Below are 13,428 nucleotides of genomic sequence, written 5' to 3'. Positions count from 1 at the left end.
CGGTCGGGTCGCCGGCCAGCGGGGCGCCTGAGGCAGCAGTGTCAGCGTTCTTGCGCGGATCCTGGCCGGCTCGGCGAGAGGTCTACTACCGGGGGTAGGATTGCGGGGTGACTCGGTTGGGCGATCTTGAGCGTGCGGTGATGGACGTGCTGTGGGACGTGGTCCCGGGCACGTCGGACGGGGTGACCGTGCGCGAGGTGGCCGACGCGCTCGACGGCCGCGAGCTGGCGTACACCACGGTGATGACCGTGCTGGACCGGCTCGCCGGCAAGGGCATGGTGCAGCGGGAGCGGGAGGGCCGGGCCTGGCGGTACCGGCCGGCGGCCAGCCGTGAGGCGCACATCGCCCAGCTCATGCTCGACGCCCTCGATCTGGGCGGCAGCCGCGACGCCGCGCTGGTGCGCTTCGCCCACTCGGTGACCGGCACCGAGGCCGAGGTGCTGCGCGCGGCTCTGGGAAGCGAGGCCGGGCTGACCGGGCAGGGCTCCGCCGGAGCCGGTGCCGAGTTGACCGACCGCGTGGACGGGCCGGCGGGCCGACGGCCGGCCGACGAGGCAGCGGAGCGGTAGGGCGCGCGCCATGGCCTACGCCGTGCACTTCGCCGCCACCATGCTGGCGTGCTATCTGACCGCTCAGGTGTTGGCCAGCTCCACCTGGACGTGGCGCAGCCCTCGGGTGGCGATCGTCTGCTGGCAGGCGGTCGGGTTGGCGCTGGGCCTCTCGGCGATGGGCCTGCCGATGGCGCTCGGGTTGACCGCCTACGACCTGCCGACCGGGAGCGCACTGTTCGCCCTGGCCACCGACCTCGGCCACGGCACGCTGCCGGTCGGGGTGACCGCCTTCCACCTGGCCGGCGTGGGGGTGGGCTTCGGCATCGGCGCGGTGCTGGTCACCACGACCGTGCGCAGCATCCACGGCACGCTACGCGCCCAGCGCCGGCACCGGGACCTGCTCACCCTGGTCGCCCGGAACGACCCGGCCGCGCCCGGCGCGCTGGTGCTGGACCATCCGAGCGCGGCGGCGTACTGCCTGCCTGGCGTGAAGCCGCAGGTGGTGGTCAGCGCGGGCACGCTGAGCCTGCTGGACCGGGCCGAGCTCGCCGCGGTGCTCAGCCATGAGCGCGCGCACGCCCACGAGCGGCACGACCTGGTGCTGTTGCCGTTCACCGCGCTCTGCCGCGCGTTGCCGTGGTTCCGCTGGGTCCGCGACGCGCACGAGCGGGTCGCTCTGCTGGTCGAGATGCGCGCCGACGACAAGGCGCGTGAGCTGCACGCCGAGGCGCCGCTGGCGGGCGCGCTGCGCCGGTTCGCCGCCGCGGGTCACCGGATCACTCCGGCTGGCGCGCTGGGCATGGGCGACCGCGACCTGGACGTACGCGTACAGCGGCTGCTGGTCAGCGACCGGCCGCCCCGGGTGCTCGGGGCCACCGCCCTCGCGGTCGCCACCACGTTGGTCGCTCTCCCGATCACTCTCTTTCTGAGCTGACCCGAGGAAGTCGGTCCGCCGTCTCAGCAACAGCGCCCCGCCGGGTCCGGCGCGGGTGCTGCGCGCGCTCCTGATCCCACGACCACGCTGCGGATCAGGCACGTTCCCCACAACTACTACGCCTTGTCGTAGAGTCGTCTACGACAAGGCGTAGTAACCGACGTGTAGGCAAGCTACGTGTAGGGTGGCTACGACAAGGCAGCCAACGCTACGGAGAGCCGGTCATGGACACCCTGCTCCTCGCCCGCCTGCAGTTCGCCACCACCACCTCGATCCACTTCCTGTTCGTGGTCGTCACGCTCGGGCTGGTCACCCTGCTGGTCGGGATGCAGACCGCCTGGGTGCTCACCGGCAACCCGGCGTGGGAGCGGCTCACCCGGTACTGGGGCCAGCTCTACGTGATCAACTACGTGCTCGGCATCGCCACCGGCATCGTGATGGAGTTCCAGTTCGGGCTGAACTGGAGCGGCCTGTCGCGTTACGTCGGCAACGTCTTCGGCGCGCCACTGGCCATCGAGACGCTGGTGGCGTTCTTCCTGGAGTCCACGTTCCTCGGGATGTGGATCTTCGGCTGGCACCGGCTCCGCAAGGGCGTCCACCTCGCGCTGCTCTGGGGCGTGGCGCTCACCGCGTACGCCTCGGCGTTCTGGATCATGGTGGCGAACTCCTGGCTGCAGCACCCGGTGGGGTACGAGGTGCGCGACGGCATCGCCCACCTCACCGACTTCGGCGCGCTGCTCACCAATCCCAGCCTCGGCATGGCGTTCGGGCACGTGGTCTCGGCCGCGCTGCTGGTCGGCGGCATGCTGATGGCGGCCGTCAGCGCCTGGCACCTGATCCGGCGCACTCCCGACCACGCGCTCTTCCGCACCTCGCTGCGGATCGGCCTGGTCACCGCGGCGCTGGCGATCACCCTGGTGCAGGGCTTCGGGTTCGCCCAGTTCGGGCCGGTCGCAGAGGTGCAGCCGACCAAGTTCGGCCAGGGCCCGGAAGCCCAGGCGCTGATCACCGAGTGGACGGCGCGGTTCGGCCCCGGCGACTACACGCCACCCGTGCTGGCCAGCGTCGGGCTGGGCTTCATGATTCTGATCGGCTTCACGCTCGGCTGCGTCTGGCTGCTGCTCCCGCTGCTCTTCCGGGACTGGATCATCCGGCTGCGCTTCCCGCTCTGGCTGGTCCTGCTCGCCCTGCCGCTGCCGTTCGTCGCGGTGATCCTCGGTTGGATCGCCCGGGAGGTCGGCCGCCAGCCCTGGGTGGCGTACGGGCTGCTCCCCACCGACCAGGCGGTCTCCCCGGTCGGCGCACCGGTGATGCTCGCCTCGCTGATCGGCTTCAGCCTGCTGCTGGGCACCCTCGCCGTCACCAACTGGGTGCTTCTCGCCCGGCACGCGGCCCGCGGCGCGGGCGACCCGCCGCTCGGCCGCCCGCCGGCACCGCCGAACGAGCCGGCTCACCCCGAACCCGCCCTCGCCTGAGGAGATCACCGTGGACCTCGCCTGGTACGCCCTGCTCGGCCTCTTCTTCGGCGCCTACCTGGTGCTCGCCGGCTACGACTACGGCGTCGGGCTGCTGCTCGCCCGCGGCGGCGGCCCGGCCGGTCGACGGGCCGCGCTCACCGCACTCGGCCCGTTCTTCCTCGGCAACGAGGTCTGGCTGGTGGCCGCCGTCGGCATCCTCTTCGGAGCCTTTCCGGTGCTCGAGGGCGAACTGCTGTCCGGGTGCTATCCGGCGGTCGCCGGAGCGCTGGCCGGTGTGGTCCTGGTGACCGCGGGGGTGCAGCTGCGCAGTCGGCACACCGACGAGCGGATCCGGGCGCGCTGGGACCGGGTCGTGGTGGTGGGCAGCGTGCTCGCCGCGCTGGGCTGGGGAGTGCTGCTCGCCGCACTGCTGCAGGGCGTGCCCCGCGAGGCCGACGGGCACGTCGTCGGGGTGTCGCATCTGGCCACCCCGTTCGCGGCCGCCGCCGGGCTGGCCATGGTCGCCCTGATCGCGGTGCACGGTGCGACCTTCCTCACCCTGCGACTGCCCGCCGCCGACGCCGCCGTCGTCGGCCGGTCGGCCCGCCGGCTGGTGCCGGTGGCGCTCACCGCGGTCGCCCTGGCCACCGTCGTGGGGCTGCTCTCCACCCGGGTACGCGACGCCGTCCAGCAGCCGGCGGTGGCCGTACTGCTGCCGGTGCTGCTGGCGGCGGCGCTGCTGGTGGCCCGCGCGGCGCTGGCCCGAGGGCGGCCGGGATGGGCGCTGGTCGCCACCGGCGCGGCTCTGGCGCTGCCGGTGGCGCTGGTCGGCGCGGCTGTCTGGCCCTACGTGCTGGTGTCCACGACGGACCCGGGCGCCTCGCTGACGGTGGCCGACGCCGCCGCCAGCGCGCCGACGCTGCGGCTACTCGGCTGGGTGGCGCTGCCGCTGCTGCCGGCCCTACTAGGCTTCCAGGCGATGTGCTGGTGGGTTTTCCGGGGACGGACCGACGGCAGGGCACCGGTGTACTGGTGAACCGCCGTCCCTTCGACCCGCGTCTGCTGCGCCGGGTCCCCGCGGCCCGGCGTGATCTTGCCGTGCTCGCTCTGCTCGGGGTGCTCGCCGCCGGGTTGATCGTTGCGCAGGCCACCGCGCTGGCGGCGGTGCTGGCCACCGCCGTCGACGGCCGCCTGGACCGGCCTGCGCTGGCCGGCTTCGCGGTGGCGGTCGCCGCCCGTTCGGCGCTGGTCTGGGCCCAGGGCACGGTCTCGGCGCGGGTCGCCGCCACGGTCAAGGCCGCGCTGCGGGCCGACCTGCTCGGCGCGGTGGGCCGGCACGGGCCGGGTTGGGTCGCCGGCCAACGGGCCGGCCAGCTCGCCACGCTGGCCGGGCGCGGGCTGGACGCGCTGGACGCGTACTTCACCGGGTACCTGCCCCAGCTGGTGCTCAGCGTGACGGTGCCGGTGGCGGTGCTGGCCCGGGTCGTCTTCGCCGACTGGGGCTCGGCAGTGATCATCGCGCTGACCCTGCCGCTGATCCCGGTCTTCGGCGCGCTGCTCGGCTGGCAGGCGCAGGCCGCCACGGAACGGCAGTGGCGCCGGCTCTCCCTGCTGGGCGGGCACTTCCTGGACATGGTCGCCGGGCTGCCCACGCTGCGCGCGTTCGGCCGGGCCCGGGCGCAGACCGAGGTGGTCCGCCGGATGGCCGACGGGCACCGGGTCGCCACCATGAAGACGCTGCGGATCGCGTTCCTCTCCGCGCTGGTGCTGGAACTGGTCGCCACCCTCTCCGTGGCCCTGGTCGCGGTGCCGGTCGGCATCCGCCTGCTCGGCGGCGGGCTGGCCCTGCAGACCGCGCTGCTGGTGCTGCTGCTCACCCCGGAGGCGTACCTGCCGCTGCGCGCCGCCGGCAGCCGCTTCCACGCCAGCATGGAGGGGCTCACCGCGCTGGACGAGGCGCTCACCATCTCCGCCGCGCCCGCCGCACCCCGGGCCGCCGAGGGCGCGGCCACCCCGGACGGCCGGGGCGAGATCCGCTTCGAGTCGGTGACCGTGGCGTACGAGCGGACCACCGCGCTGCGCGACGTGACGCTGACCGTCCGGCCCGGTGAGCGGATCGCCATCATCGGGCCCAGCGGCGCCGGCAAGAGCACCCTGCTCGGCCTGCTGCTCGGCTTCGTGGCCCCGACCAGCGGCCGGGTCACCGTGGACGGGGTCGACCTCGCCGCCGCCGACCCGGACGCCTGGCGCCGCCAGCTCGCCTGGGTGCCGCAGCGGGCCCATCTCTTCGCCGCCTCGCTGGCCGACAACATCCGGCTCGGCGCGCCGGACACCGCGCCGGACGCGCTCGCCACCGCGGTGCGCGACGCGGCCCTGGACGACGTGGTGGCCGGCCTGCCGGACGGCCTGGAGACGCTGCTCGGCGAGCGTGGGCACGGGTTGTCCAGCGGGCAGCGGCAACGCGTGGCCCTGGCCCGGGCGTTCCTCCGGGACGCCCCGGTGGTGCTGCTCGACGAGCCCACCGCCCGACTGGACACCGCGGCCGAGGCGGTGGTGCTCGACGCCACCCGCCGGCTGGTCGCCGGGCGGACCGCGCTGCTGGTCGCGCACCGGCCGGCACTGCTGGCCGACGCCGACCGGATCCTGCGGATCGAGGACGGCCGGGTCACCGAGCTGACGCCCGAGCCGACCGGGAAGGTGACCCGATGAACGCGGCACCCGAGCCGTCGGCCGGCGGGCCGGGCCCGCTGCACGAGCCACCGGAGCCGGTGGTCGACGCGGCCCCGGCCGGGCGGACGACCGCCGAGCGCACCGTGCTGCGCCTGGCCCGGCCGTACCTGCGCCGGCTGGCGGGCGCGGGGCTGCTCGCCGCCGCCACCGAGTTCGCCGGGCTCGCTCTGATGGCCACCGCGACCTGGCTGTTGATGAGCGCCGCCGGCCGGCCGCCGCTGGACCGGCTCACCGTGGCGATCGTCGCGGTCCGGGCGTTGGCGATCAGCCGGGGCGTGTTCCGCTACACCGAACGGCTAGCCGGGCACGACGCGGTCCTTCGCATGATCACCGACGTCCGGACCCGGGTCTTCGCCACCCTCGCCGCCCGCCGCACCGCCGCGCACCGCTCCGGGGACGTGCTCAGCCGGCTGGTCTCCGACGTCGAGGCGGTGCAGGATCTCCTGCTGCGGGTGCTGGTGCCGGGCTCGGCGGCGGCACTGGTCGGGGTGCTCGCGGTGGCCGGGGCGGCGCTGATCTCGCTGCCGGCCGCCGGTGCGCTCGCCGCCGGGCTGCTGATCGCCGGGGTGGCGCTGCCTGCCCTGGCCACCGCGGTCACCCGGCGCAACGCGGCGGAGGTGGCCCCCCTGCGCGGCGCGCTGGCCACCGACGCGATCGACCTCACCCACGGCGCCGCCGACCTGGCCGCGTTCGGCGCCACCGGCGCCGCCCTGCGCGCCGCCGAGCAGCGGGCCGGCCGACTGGCCCGGCTGGAGCGCCGCCTGGCCGCCGCCGGGTTCGCGGTCGACGCTGCCGGGGTGCTGGTCGCCGGGCTGACCGCCGCCGCGGTGGTGCTGGCGGCCCTTGCCGCGGACGTGCCGGGGGTGCTGGTCGGCGTACTGGCCGTCGGCACCCTGGCCGCCGTCGAGGTGGCGCTGGCCCTGGTCTCGGCCGCCCGGCAGTGGACCCAGCTGCGGCCCGGCCTGGCCCGGGTGGCCGCCCTGCTCGACGCGGACCAGCCGATTCCCCCGAGCGCCGCCGTGGACCCCAGCGCGAACGGCACCGGTGGCCCGGAGCGAGGCGGCGCGCACGAGCTGCGCTTCGACGAGGTGACCGTGCGGTACCGGGCCGGTGCCGCGCCCGCGCTGGACCGGGTGAGCCTGGCCCTGCCCGCCGGGCGGCGGATCGCGGTGGTCGGCCCGAGCGGCGCCGGCAAGAGCACGCTGGCCGCCGTGCTGACCGGCGCGGTCCGGCCCGCGTCCGGTCGGGTCACGCTGGACGGTCGCGACCTGTCGGCGTACGCCGCGGAGGAGCTGCCCCGCGCGGTCGGCGGGCTGCTCGCCGAGGCGTACGTCTTCCATGCCACGGTGCGGGAGAACCTGCTGCTCGGCCGTGCCGGGGCCGGCGAGGAGGAACTGATCGCGGCGACCGCGGCCGCCGGCCTGCTGGAGTGGGTGCACGCCCAGCCGGCAGGGTGGGACACGCTGGTCGGCGAGGAGGGCGGCCAGCTCTCCGGGGGCCAGCGACAACGTCTCGCGCTCGCCCGGGCCCTGCTCGCCGCGCCGCCGGTGCTGGTGCTCGACGAGCCCACCGAGGGGCTGGATCCGACCGCCGCGGACGCCGTGCTCGCCTCCGCCCTCGCCGCCACCCCCGCCGGGCACTCGGTACTGCTGATCAGCCACCGGCTCAGCGGGCTGGCCGAGCTGGACGAGATCGTCGTCCTCGACGGTGGCCGGGTGATCCAGCGCGGTCGGCACGCCGAGCTGGTCACCGCCCCCGGTTGGTACCGGGACCAGTGGCTGCTCCAGGCGGCGGCCGAACGCGGGTACCTGGCTCTCACCCCCTGACCGGGCTCCGGGACGGACCAGGGTTCTCCCGGACGTCGGCGCACCGGCGTCCGTGGCAGGGTGGTGCCATGCCGCGCTGTGAGGACGTGTTGGTGGAGGAGCACCTGCGGGAGCTTGCCGCCCGGTTGCAGGGGCCGGCCCGACTGAAGTCCGACCTGCTCACCGAAGCCCGGCACGGCCTGCTGGACGCCGTCGACGCGTACCGCGAGGACGGCGTGCCGCCCACCGAGGCGCAGCGGCGGGCGGTGGCCGAGTTCGGCTCGCCGGCGCAGCTGCTTCCCTCCTGGCAGGCCGAGCTGGCGGTGGCTGCGCTGCGCGGGCTGTCCCTGCGGATGCTGGCGGTCGCCGGAGTGCTGGTGGTGGCCGGCGACCTGACCTGGCGCGGGGCGAGCTGGAGCGACGGCCCGCACCCGCCGGCGGTCTACCTGCTGCTCTCCACCTCGGTCAACTGGATCTGGGGCGGCGCGCTGCTGCTCGCGGTGGCGGGTCTGCTGGTGGTGGCGGCGAGCGCCCGGTCCCCGTGGCCGGGTCTGGCCATGGCTCAGCGCGCGGTGGGCGCCGGCCTGACCGGCATCCTGGTCCTCGGCATGCTGGCCGGCACCGCCCTCTTCGCCTGGTCGCTCGGGCTCTGGGACGCGGCGCTGAGCTGGCCGCCGATGATCATCGGCGCGGTGCTGGTCGGCGGCGCCTACTTCTCGCTCGCCCGCGCGGCGCGCGGCTGGCTGCTGGCCGCCGCCCGCTGAAGCACGGCGACCCGCCGCACACCCGCCCGCCGGCGCGAGGTTGGGCGTCCGACGGTGGTGACGCCGGGCCGGTGGGCGTACCCGGTCCGAGTGGCCACGGCCGCCGAGCGGCTCAGGCCGGGGTGCTGGGTGGGCTGCCGGGGTCGAGGAACCGGCCGACCGTCACGCGGAACTCGTGCCAACCCGCGCGCTCCCCGGCAAGCGCCCGCCGACCGGAGTCGGTGAGCTGGTACGTCCGCCGTTCCCGGCCGTTGACCGTGCTCCAGGTGCTCGCCACGTGCCCGGCGCGTTCGAGCCGGCGCAGCGCCGGATAGATGGTGCCGGTGGGCAGGTCGAGGCTGCCGTCGCTGCGCGCCCGCAGCGCCTCGATGATGGCGTACCCGTGCAGCGCGCCCTGTTCGAGCACGGCGAGCAGCAGCGCGTCGAGATGGCCGTGCAACTCCTGGGCCTTCATGCGTAGCTACGCTACTTGTCAAATCGCCGGTACGCCACCGGCGACCACCCCCGATGACCCGCAGGCCCGACCCCGTGCGCCACCCGGCCACCGGGGTGCGGGCACCGGCCGCCCAGGACCGCCGACTAGGGTATGTGCCCAGAGTCACTCGCCGTCCGAGACGCCGGCGGGTGGGCAACCCGAAGCACACGGAGGTCAGCGTGGCCCGCCAGTCGCCCCAACGGCCCGACGCCGACGAGCCCGAGCTCGACGCCAGCACCGGCCCGGCCGAGCCAGATCAGGCCGACGAGGCCGAGGAGACGGGCCGCGCGTCGACGTCGGTCGACCGGTCGCTCTGGGACGAGCTGCGAATCGACCCGGTGGAGATCGCGCTGCCTGCCGGCGCTGGTTTCACGCTGCGGGCGTACCGGCCGGCCAGGGCGCTGACCCCGACCGACGTGACCGAGCGCGACCAGGACGACCCGTTCCTCGCCCGCCGTCAGGTGATCGAGGAGGAGGAGGACGACGAGACCGTCGTCATCCTCGACAAGGAGCTGGCCGAGGAGTTCGCCGAGAGCGACGAGGATGCGGCGTCGCGCCGTCGCCGCGACAGGGCCACTGCCGCCGACGAGGCGGACGACGAAAACGCCACCGACAAGGCGGACGACGAGGAGGTGCCGGTCTTCCTCAGCCACCGGGGCAAGCTGCTGCTGTTCAAGACCCCCGAGTCGTTGGTCAGTTTCATCCGCTCCGGTGCGCCAAATGATCTGTCCCAACTGGACAGCTGGAATGAATTGTCCGAACGGGTGGAGCCGGACGACATCGCGCCGCTCGACGAGGACACCTACGAGCTCGACCTCGTCGTGGAGAACCTGCGCGGCGGGCACGACACCTGGGACTCGACCCTGCTGATCAAGGCCGGCGAGGCCGCACGTGACCTGTCGTACGGGTTGCGGCTGCCTGCGGTGCTGGACATGCTCTCCTCCGGCTCCAGCCTCGACGACCTGGACGAGGCGCTGCGGGCGACCGCCAACGGCGGGATCGGCGGCTTCATGGGTCGGCGGCGGCTGAAGAAAATCGGGGCACAAACCGCAAGTTTGGGTTGGCGCACCATTGTCGGCAAGATCTCTGCGGTCGTGGACTGGCGCGACTGACCCGTACCGGGGAGCATCAGTTGCTGGCAGAGGAAAGACCTGTCCCGGGAGGAGGACGACGCCGTGGCGCTCGTGCGCGTGTACTGCGGTCTGGCCTCGGCGGATCCGGCTGACCGACCGGCCTCGGCCGGTTCGACGCTGACGTCCGCTGTGGTCGACGACGCAGGCCGTCTGCTGCATGTCTGCGAGATCGGCGACGACGCGGCTGGCTACGCCCAGCTCGTCGCGCTGCTCGTGGAGCGGTCGGGCGGGCCGAGCGGTGCGGCCATCGCCGCCGACAGCGACGACCACACGGTCACCTCGCTGCTGAGCGCGGCGGGTCGGCCGCTGGCGATCGCGGACGACGACTCGGTGGACGACTTCGCCGAGCGGTTCGCCGACGACGACTCCCTGGAGGAGATGCAGTCGCCGCCAGCAGAACGGCGGGCAGTCGGTCTGGCCCGCGCGTTGCAGGCTGGCGCGCTCTCCGCGGTCACCCTGCCGGCGCCCCGGGATCTCGCCGGCTACAAGCAGGTGCTCTCCGCGCACGCCGCGCTGGCCAGCGGGCGGCACTCCGCCGCCGTGGCGCTGCGCGAGGTGCTGCGCGAGCTCTACCCGGCGGCGCTGCGCGCGTACCCGGACCCGGCCGAGCCGGTCTCGCTGGCGGTGCTGGACGCGCTGCCCGAACCGGGCATGCTGGGCGGCACCGTGGCCCGGGGTCGCGAGGTCTCGGTGGCGGCGGACGCCATCGCCGCGCACCTCGCCGCGGACGGCGTGGCCGACGCCGAAGAGATCAACGAGGCCGTCACCGCGTTGCGGGTCGCCATCTCCGAGACGCCCCGCCGCGCCGCGGTGAACCGGGCGCTCACCTCCGCGGTGGCCGAGACGGTCCGGCAGGCGGTCGCCTCCGTGCGGGCCTGCGACGCCGGATGCGAGGCGCTGGTCAGCGCGCTCAGCGCCCGCGCCACCACGCCCGCGCCGGCGCCCGGTCGCCGCGCCGCCGCCCGCCGTGGCGAGTCGGTCGGCGAGCTGGCCGGCCTGTCCAACACCAGCAGCGGACTGCGCGCGGTCCGGCCGACCCCGGCCGCCGCCGAGCCCGCACCCACCGGAGGCCGGCGCAGTCGCCCCGAACCGGCCCCGGGCGGTGCCCCGCTCGCGTCGCCGCGCCCGCTCGGGCCACCGCCGGTCGCCCCGGCTCCGATCACCCCGCCGCCGGTCGCACCCGCTCCGGTCGCCCCCGCAGCGGTCGTCGGCCCGCCGGTGTCCGCCCCGCCGGGGCGCGGCGAGCCTCTCCCGAGCCGCATCGACGGCCCGACCAACCGGCCGGTCTCCTCGCCACCGCCCCCGCCACCCGGGATCACCCCGATCGCGCCAGCGCAGCGCGGCGCGGTGCCACCGGCGGAGGCGGGCGAGCCGTTCCGGCCGACGCTGACCACCGCGGCGATCAACAACGCGCGGGCCGAGCGGCAGCGCACGGTCATCCCGCCCCGTCCCAAGACCAACGGCGAGCCCCGGCCGAGCCACCAGCAACGCCCGGTCGACGAGACTCCCACCGGCGGGTTCAGCGCCACCGACCTCAGCATCCCGGTGCCCATTCCCCGGCCGGGCCAGGAGTCGGCACCGCCGGGCTCCCGGGCCAACTGGCCGCTGGTCAACAACCCGGAGGACCCGGCCGACAGCTCGCCGAACAACCCGGCCGCCTACTCGTACGGCGGCGGCCGTGGCATCGACGCCCCGACCGACCCGGGCCGCGCCGACGGGCGCGTCACTCCACCCTGGCTGGCGGACGACCTGCCGCAGGAGCCACCCATGCTGCGGCTGGTGGAGCCGCCGCCGCTGGCCGACCGGGCGCTGCGCGAGGGCAGTCTCAACCCGCCCACCGACCCGCGTCTCGAGACGCCGCCGTTGCGGCTGGTCGATCGGGAACAGGCCGCGCGCAACGGCCGTCCGGCGCCCCGCGTGGAACGTCCCGTCGAGCACCGGCCGTCGCCCCCGGTCGAGCACCGGCCGCCGCCGGTGGCGGACGAGGGCGACGGGGACCTGCTGATCTTCGCGCAGGCCAAGTCGGCCTGGTTCGTCGGGCAGACCGAGGAGTCCGACCTGGAGTGGTCGACCACGGCCGACACCGGGTGGCAGGCAGCCGAGCAGGCAGCCCGTCCCGCGGTGGGTGCCGAGACGACGGCCGGTCTGCCGAAGCGCGTGCCGCAGGCCAACCTGGTCCCAGGTTCCCCGTTGCGCGAGGAGCGTCCGTTGCGGATAGTGCGTGATGCGGCGAGCCTCGCGGAGAACACCACCGGCTACTTCCGTGGCTGGCGTCGGGGGCAGGAGATCGGCGGGTTCGCGGTGGGCGGCCGGCCGGGTCGCGAGGCCGCTGGCGGCTGGGACTTCAGCCGTGACCACGGGGACCGCGACGACGACCGGGAATACGAGTACCGCTCCGCCGGCTACCAGTCCTGACCAACGGCCGACCGGCCTCCTACCCCGGGTGCACGCCCTGATCGGCGGCACCCGGGCCGGGACGGCGATGGCGGGTCGTTCCGGTGGCGCAGCGTTGTGGCTCCCGGCCGGCCCGCCTGATCGCCGCACAGCGGCTCGCCGGGTGGTGCGGGTGCCCGTGACAGGGGCTGCACGCCGACGTCGGCGTACGGGGCCGTTGAGGGGCGCGCTGAGCGTTTTCGAGGTGCGGGCCGACGCCGGCCGTCCCGCTGCGGACTGACCGGCAGCGCCAGGCCACCGAGAGGCTGGCCGGGTCGTGTCCACCGCTCAACGAGGGCGCCCGTGCCCGCTCCTCCCGGACGTCGCACCGGTGCGCGAGCCGCAGGGTGCCCACAGTGGCGGACCCGGACAGCACTCAGCGCCCGGTGGCGGCCGGAGCCACCACCGGGCGCGGATCGCCCGGTCAGGCCGGGGCGACGGCGCGCGTACGCCGCATGGTGAGCACGTACTCGACCAGCGAGATCAGCACGTGCTTCGTCGACTCCCGGTTGCGGGCGTCGCAGGCCACCACCGGCACGTCGCTCGAGATCGCCAACGCGTCCCGAACGTCCTGCGGGTCGTGGTACTGCATCCCGTCGAAGCAGTTGATGGCCACCAGGTACGGCAGCCGCCGGTGCTCGAAGAAGTCGATCGCCGCGAAGCAGTCGGCCAGCCGGCGAGTGTCCACCAGCACGACCGCACCGATGGCGCCCCGAACCAGTTCGTCCCACATGAACCAGAATCGGGTCTGACCCGGCGTACCGAACAGGTACAGGATCAGGTCACGGTCGATCGAGATCCGGCCGAAGTCCATGGCCACCGTGGTCGTCGTCTTGCCCGGCACCTGCCGGGTGTCGTCGACGCCCACGCCAGCGGAGGTCATGATGGCCTCGGTGGTCAGCGGCGTGATCTCCGAGACCGAGCCGACCAGCGTCGTTTTACCGACGCCGAATCCACCGGCGATAACGATCTTCGCCGACGTCACGCGCCCACTCGGGTTCGGCGGGCGGTGCGACATGTCAGAGGGCATTCGATTTGTTCTTGATCTACTAGTAGGTGCCTCGCCAGGTAGGTGTGGTTTCGCCCGTTATGCGGCGGCTGATGTTGTCGATCATCGCGATGTGGATCATGGCTTCGGAGCTGGCC

11 protein-coding genes and 1 pseudogene are annotated in these 13,428 nt (G+C 74.8%); 9 read left to right on the top strand and 3 right to left on the bottom strand.

The window, feature by feature from the left end:
* Positions 1–107 precede the first annotated feature (107 nt).
* The 7 genes from KBX63_RS32685 (at position 108) to KBX63_RS32655 (ending at position 8,241) form a co-directional block, all read left to right on the top strand.
* On the top strand, positions 108–569 hold the full coding sequence (locus tag KBX63_RS32685; protein ID WP_307871922.1) for a BlaI/MecI/CopY family transcriptional regulator: 462 nt from the start codon (positions 108–110) through the stop codon (positions 567–569).
* Positions 570–579: 10 nt separating this feature from the next.
* On the top strand, positions 580–1,485 hold the full coding sequence (locus KBX63_RS32680) for a M56 family metallopeptidase (protein WP_210918037.1): 906 nt from the start codon (positions 580–582) through the stop codon (positions 1,483–1,485).
* A 224-nt stretch (positions 1,486–1,709) separates the two neighbouring features.
* Positions 1,710–2,960, top strand: a complete 1,251-nt coding sequence (locus KBX63_RS32675; protein WP_210918034.1) for a cytochrome ubiquinol oxidase subunit I — start codon at positions 1,710–1,712, stop codon at positions 2,958–2,960.
* 10 nt (positions 2,961–2,970) lie between these two features.
* Positions 2,971–3,978, top strand: a complete 1,008-nt coding sequence (locus tag KBX63_RS32670) for a cytochrome d ubiquinol oxidase subunit II (RefSeq protein WP_210918033.1) — start codon at positions 2,971–2,973, stop codon at positions 3,976–3,978.
* Positions 3,975–5,651, top strand: coding sequence for a thiol reductant ABC exporter subunit CydD (cydD, locus tag KBX63_RS32665; RefSeq protein WP_210918030.1), 1,677 nt, complete (start codon positions 3,975–3,977; stop codon positions 5,649–5,651). Before KBX63_RS32670 ends, cydD begins: the two co-directional genes overlap by 4 nt.
* The gene (cydC, locus tag KBX63_RS32660; protein WP_210918027.1) at positions 5,648–7,498 is read left to right on the top strand and encodes a thiol reductant ABC exporter subunit CydC; all 1,851 of its coding nucleotides are present in this window, start codon (positions 5,648–5,650) and stop codon (positions 7,496–7,498) included. Before cydD ends, cydC begins: the two co-directional genes overlap by 4 nt.
* A gap of 68 nt (positions 7,499–7,566) precedes the next feature.
* The gene (locus tag KBX63_RS32655) at positions 7,567–8,241 is read left to right on the top strand and encodes a permease prefix domain 1-containing protein (protein ID WP_210918023.1); all 675 of its coding nucleotides are present in this window, start codon (positions 7,567–7,569) and stop codon (positions 8,239–8,241) included.
* A 112-nt stretch (positions 8,242–8,353) separates the two neighbouring features.
* Here KBX63_RS32655 and KBX63_RS32650 read toward each other — a convergent pair whose 3' ends face one another.
* Positions 8,354–8,695, bottom strand: coding sequence for a PadR family transcriptional regulator (locus tag KBX63_RS32650; protein ID WP_210918020.1), 342 nt, complete (start codon positions 8,693–8,695; stop codon positions 8,354–8,356).
* 170 nt (positions 8,696–8,865) lie between these two features.
* Between KBX63_RS32650 and KBX63_RS32645 the strand changes: the two genes are divergently transcribed.
* A complete protein-coding gene (locus tag KBX63_RS32645) occupies positions 8,866–9,828 on the top strand; it encodes a DNA primase (protein WP_210918018.1) in 963 nt (320 codons plus the stop codon).
* A gap of 39 nt (positions 9,829–9,867) precedes the next feature.
* Complete coding sequence (locus KBX63_RS32640; protein ID WP_247663814.1) at positions 9,868–12,264, top strand: transposase; 2,397 nt, start codon at positions 9,868–9,870, stop codon at positions 12,262–12,264.
* A gap of 442 nt (positions 12,265–12,706) precedes the next feature.
* Here the strand turns inward: KBX63_RS32640 and KBX63_RS32635 are convergent, their stop codons facing one another.
* Positions 12,707–13,300 (bottom strand): ATP/GTP-binding protein, encoded by a 594-nt coding sequence (locus tag KBX63_RS32635; protein ID WP_007455465.1) that lies wholly within the window; start codon positions 13,298–13,300, stop codon positions 12,707–12,709.
* A 31-nt stretch (positions 13,301–13,331) separates the two neighbouring features.
* Positions 13,332–13,428, bottom strand: a pseudogene (locus KBX63_RS32630) (IS5/IS1182 family transposase); the annotation flags it as partial.

This window comes from Micromonospora sp. U21, assembly GCF_018070045.1.
In the GTDB taxonomy this organism is placed as follows: domain Bacteria; phylum Actinomycetota; class Actinomycetes; order Mycobacteriales; family Micromonosporaceae; genus Micromonospora.
The sequence above is the reverse complement of the archived record's forward strand: the minus strand, read 5'-3'. Positions and strand labels throughout refer to the sequence as shown.

Bases quoted from the DNA above. Each gene is read 5' to 3' on its own strand.
- KBX63_RS32675 (WP_210918034.1), top strand. From the start codon at position 1,710: ATGGACACCCTGCTCCTCGCCCGCCTGCAGTTCGCCACCACCACCTCG.
- cydC (WP_210918027.1), top strand. From the start codon at position 5,648: ATGAACGCGGCACCCGAGCCGTCGGCCGGCGGGCCGGGCCCGCTGCAC.
- KBX63_RS32650 (WP_210918020.1), bottom strand. From the start codon at position 8,695: ATGAAGGCCCAGGAGTTGCACGGCCATCTCGACGCGCTGCTGCTCGCC.
- KBX63_RS32655 (WP_210918023.1), top strand. From the start codon at position 7,567: ATGCCGCGCTGTGAGGACGTGTTGGTGGAGGAGCACCTGCGGGAGCTT.
- KBX63_RS32635 (WP_007455465.1), bottom strand. From the start codon at position 13,300: ATGTCGCACCGCCCGCCGAACCCGAGTGGGCGCGTGACGTCGGCGAAG.
- KBX63_RS32680 (WP_210918037.1), top strand. From the start codon at position 580: ATGGCCTACGCCGTGCACTTCGCCGCCACCATGCTGGCGTGCTATCTG.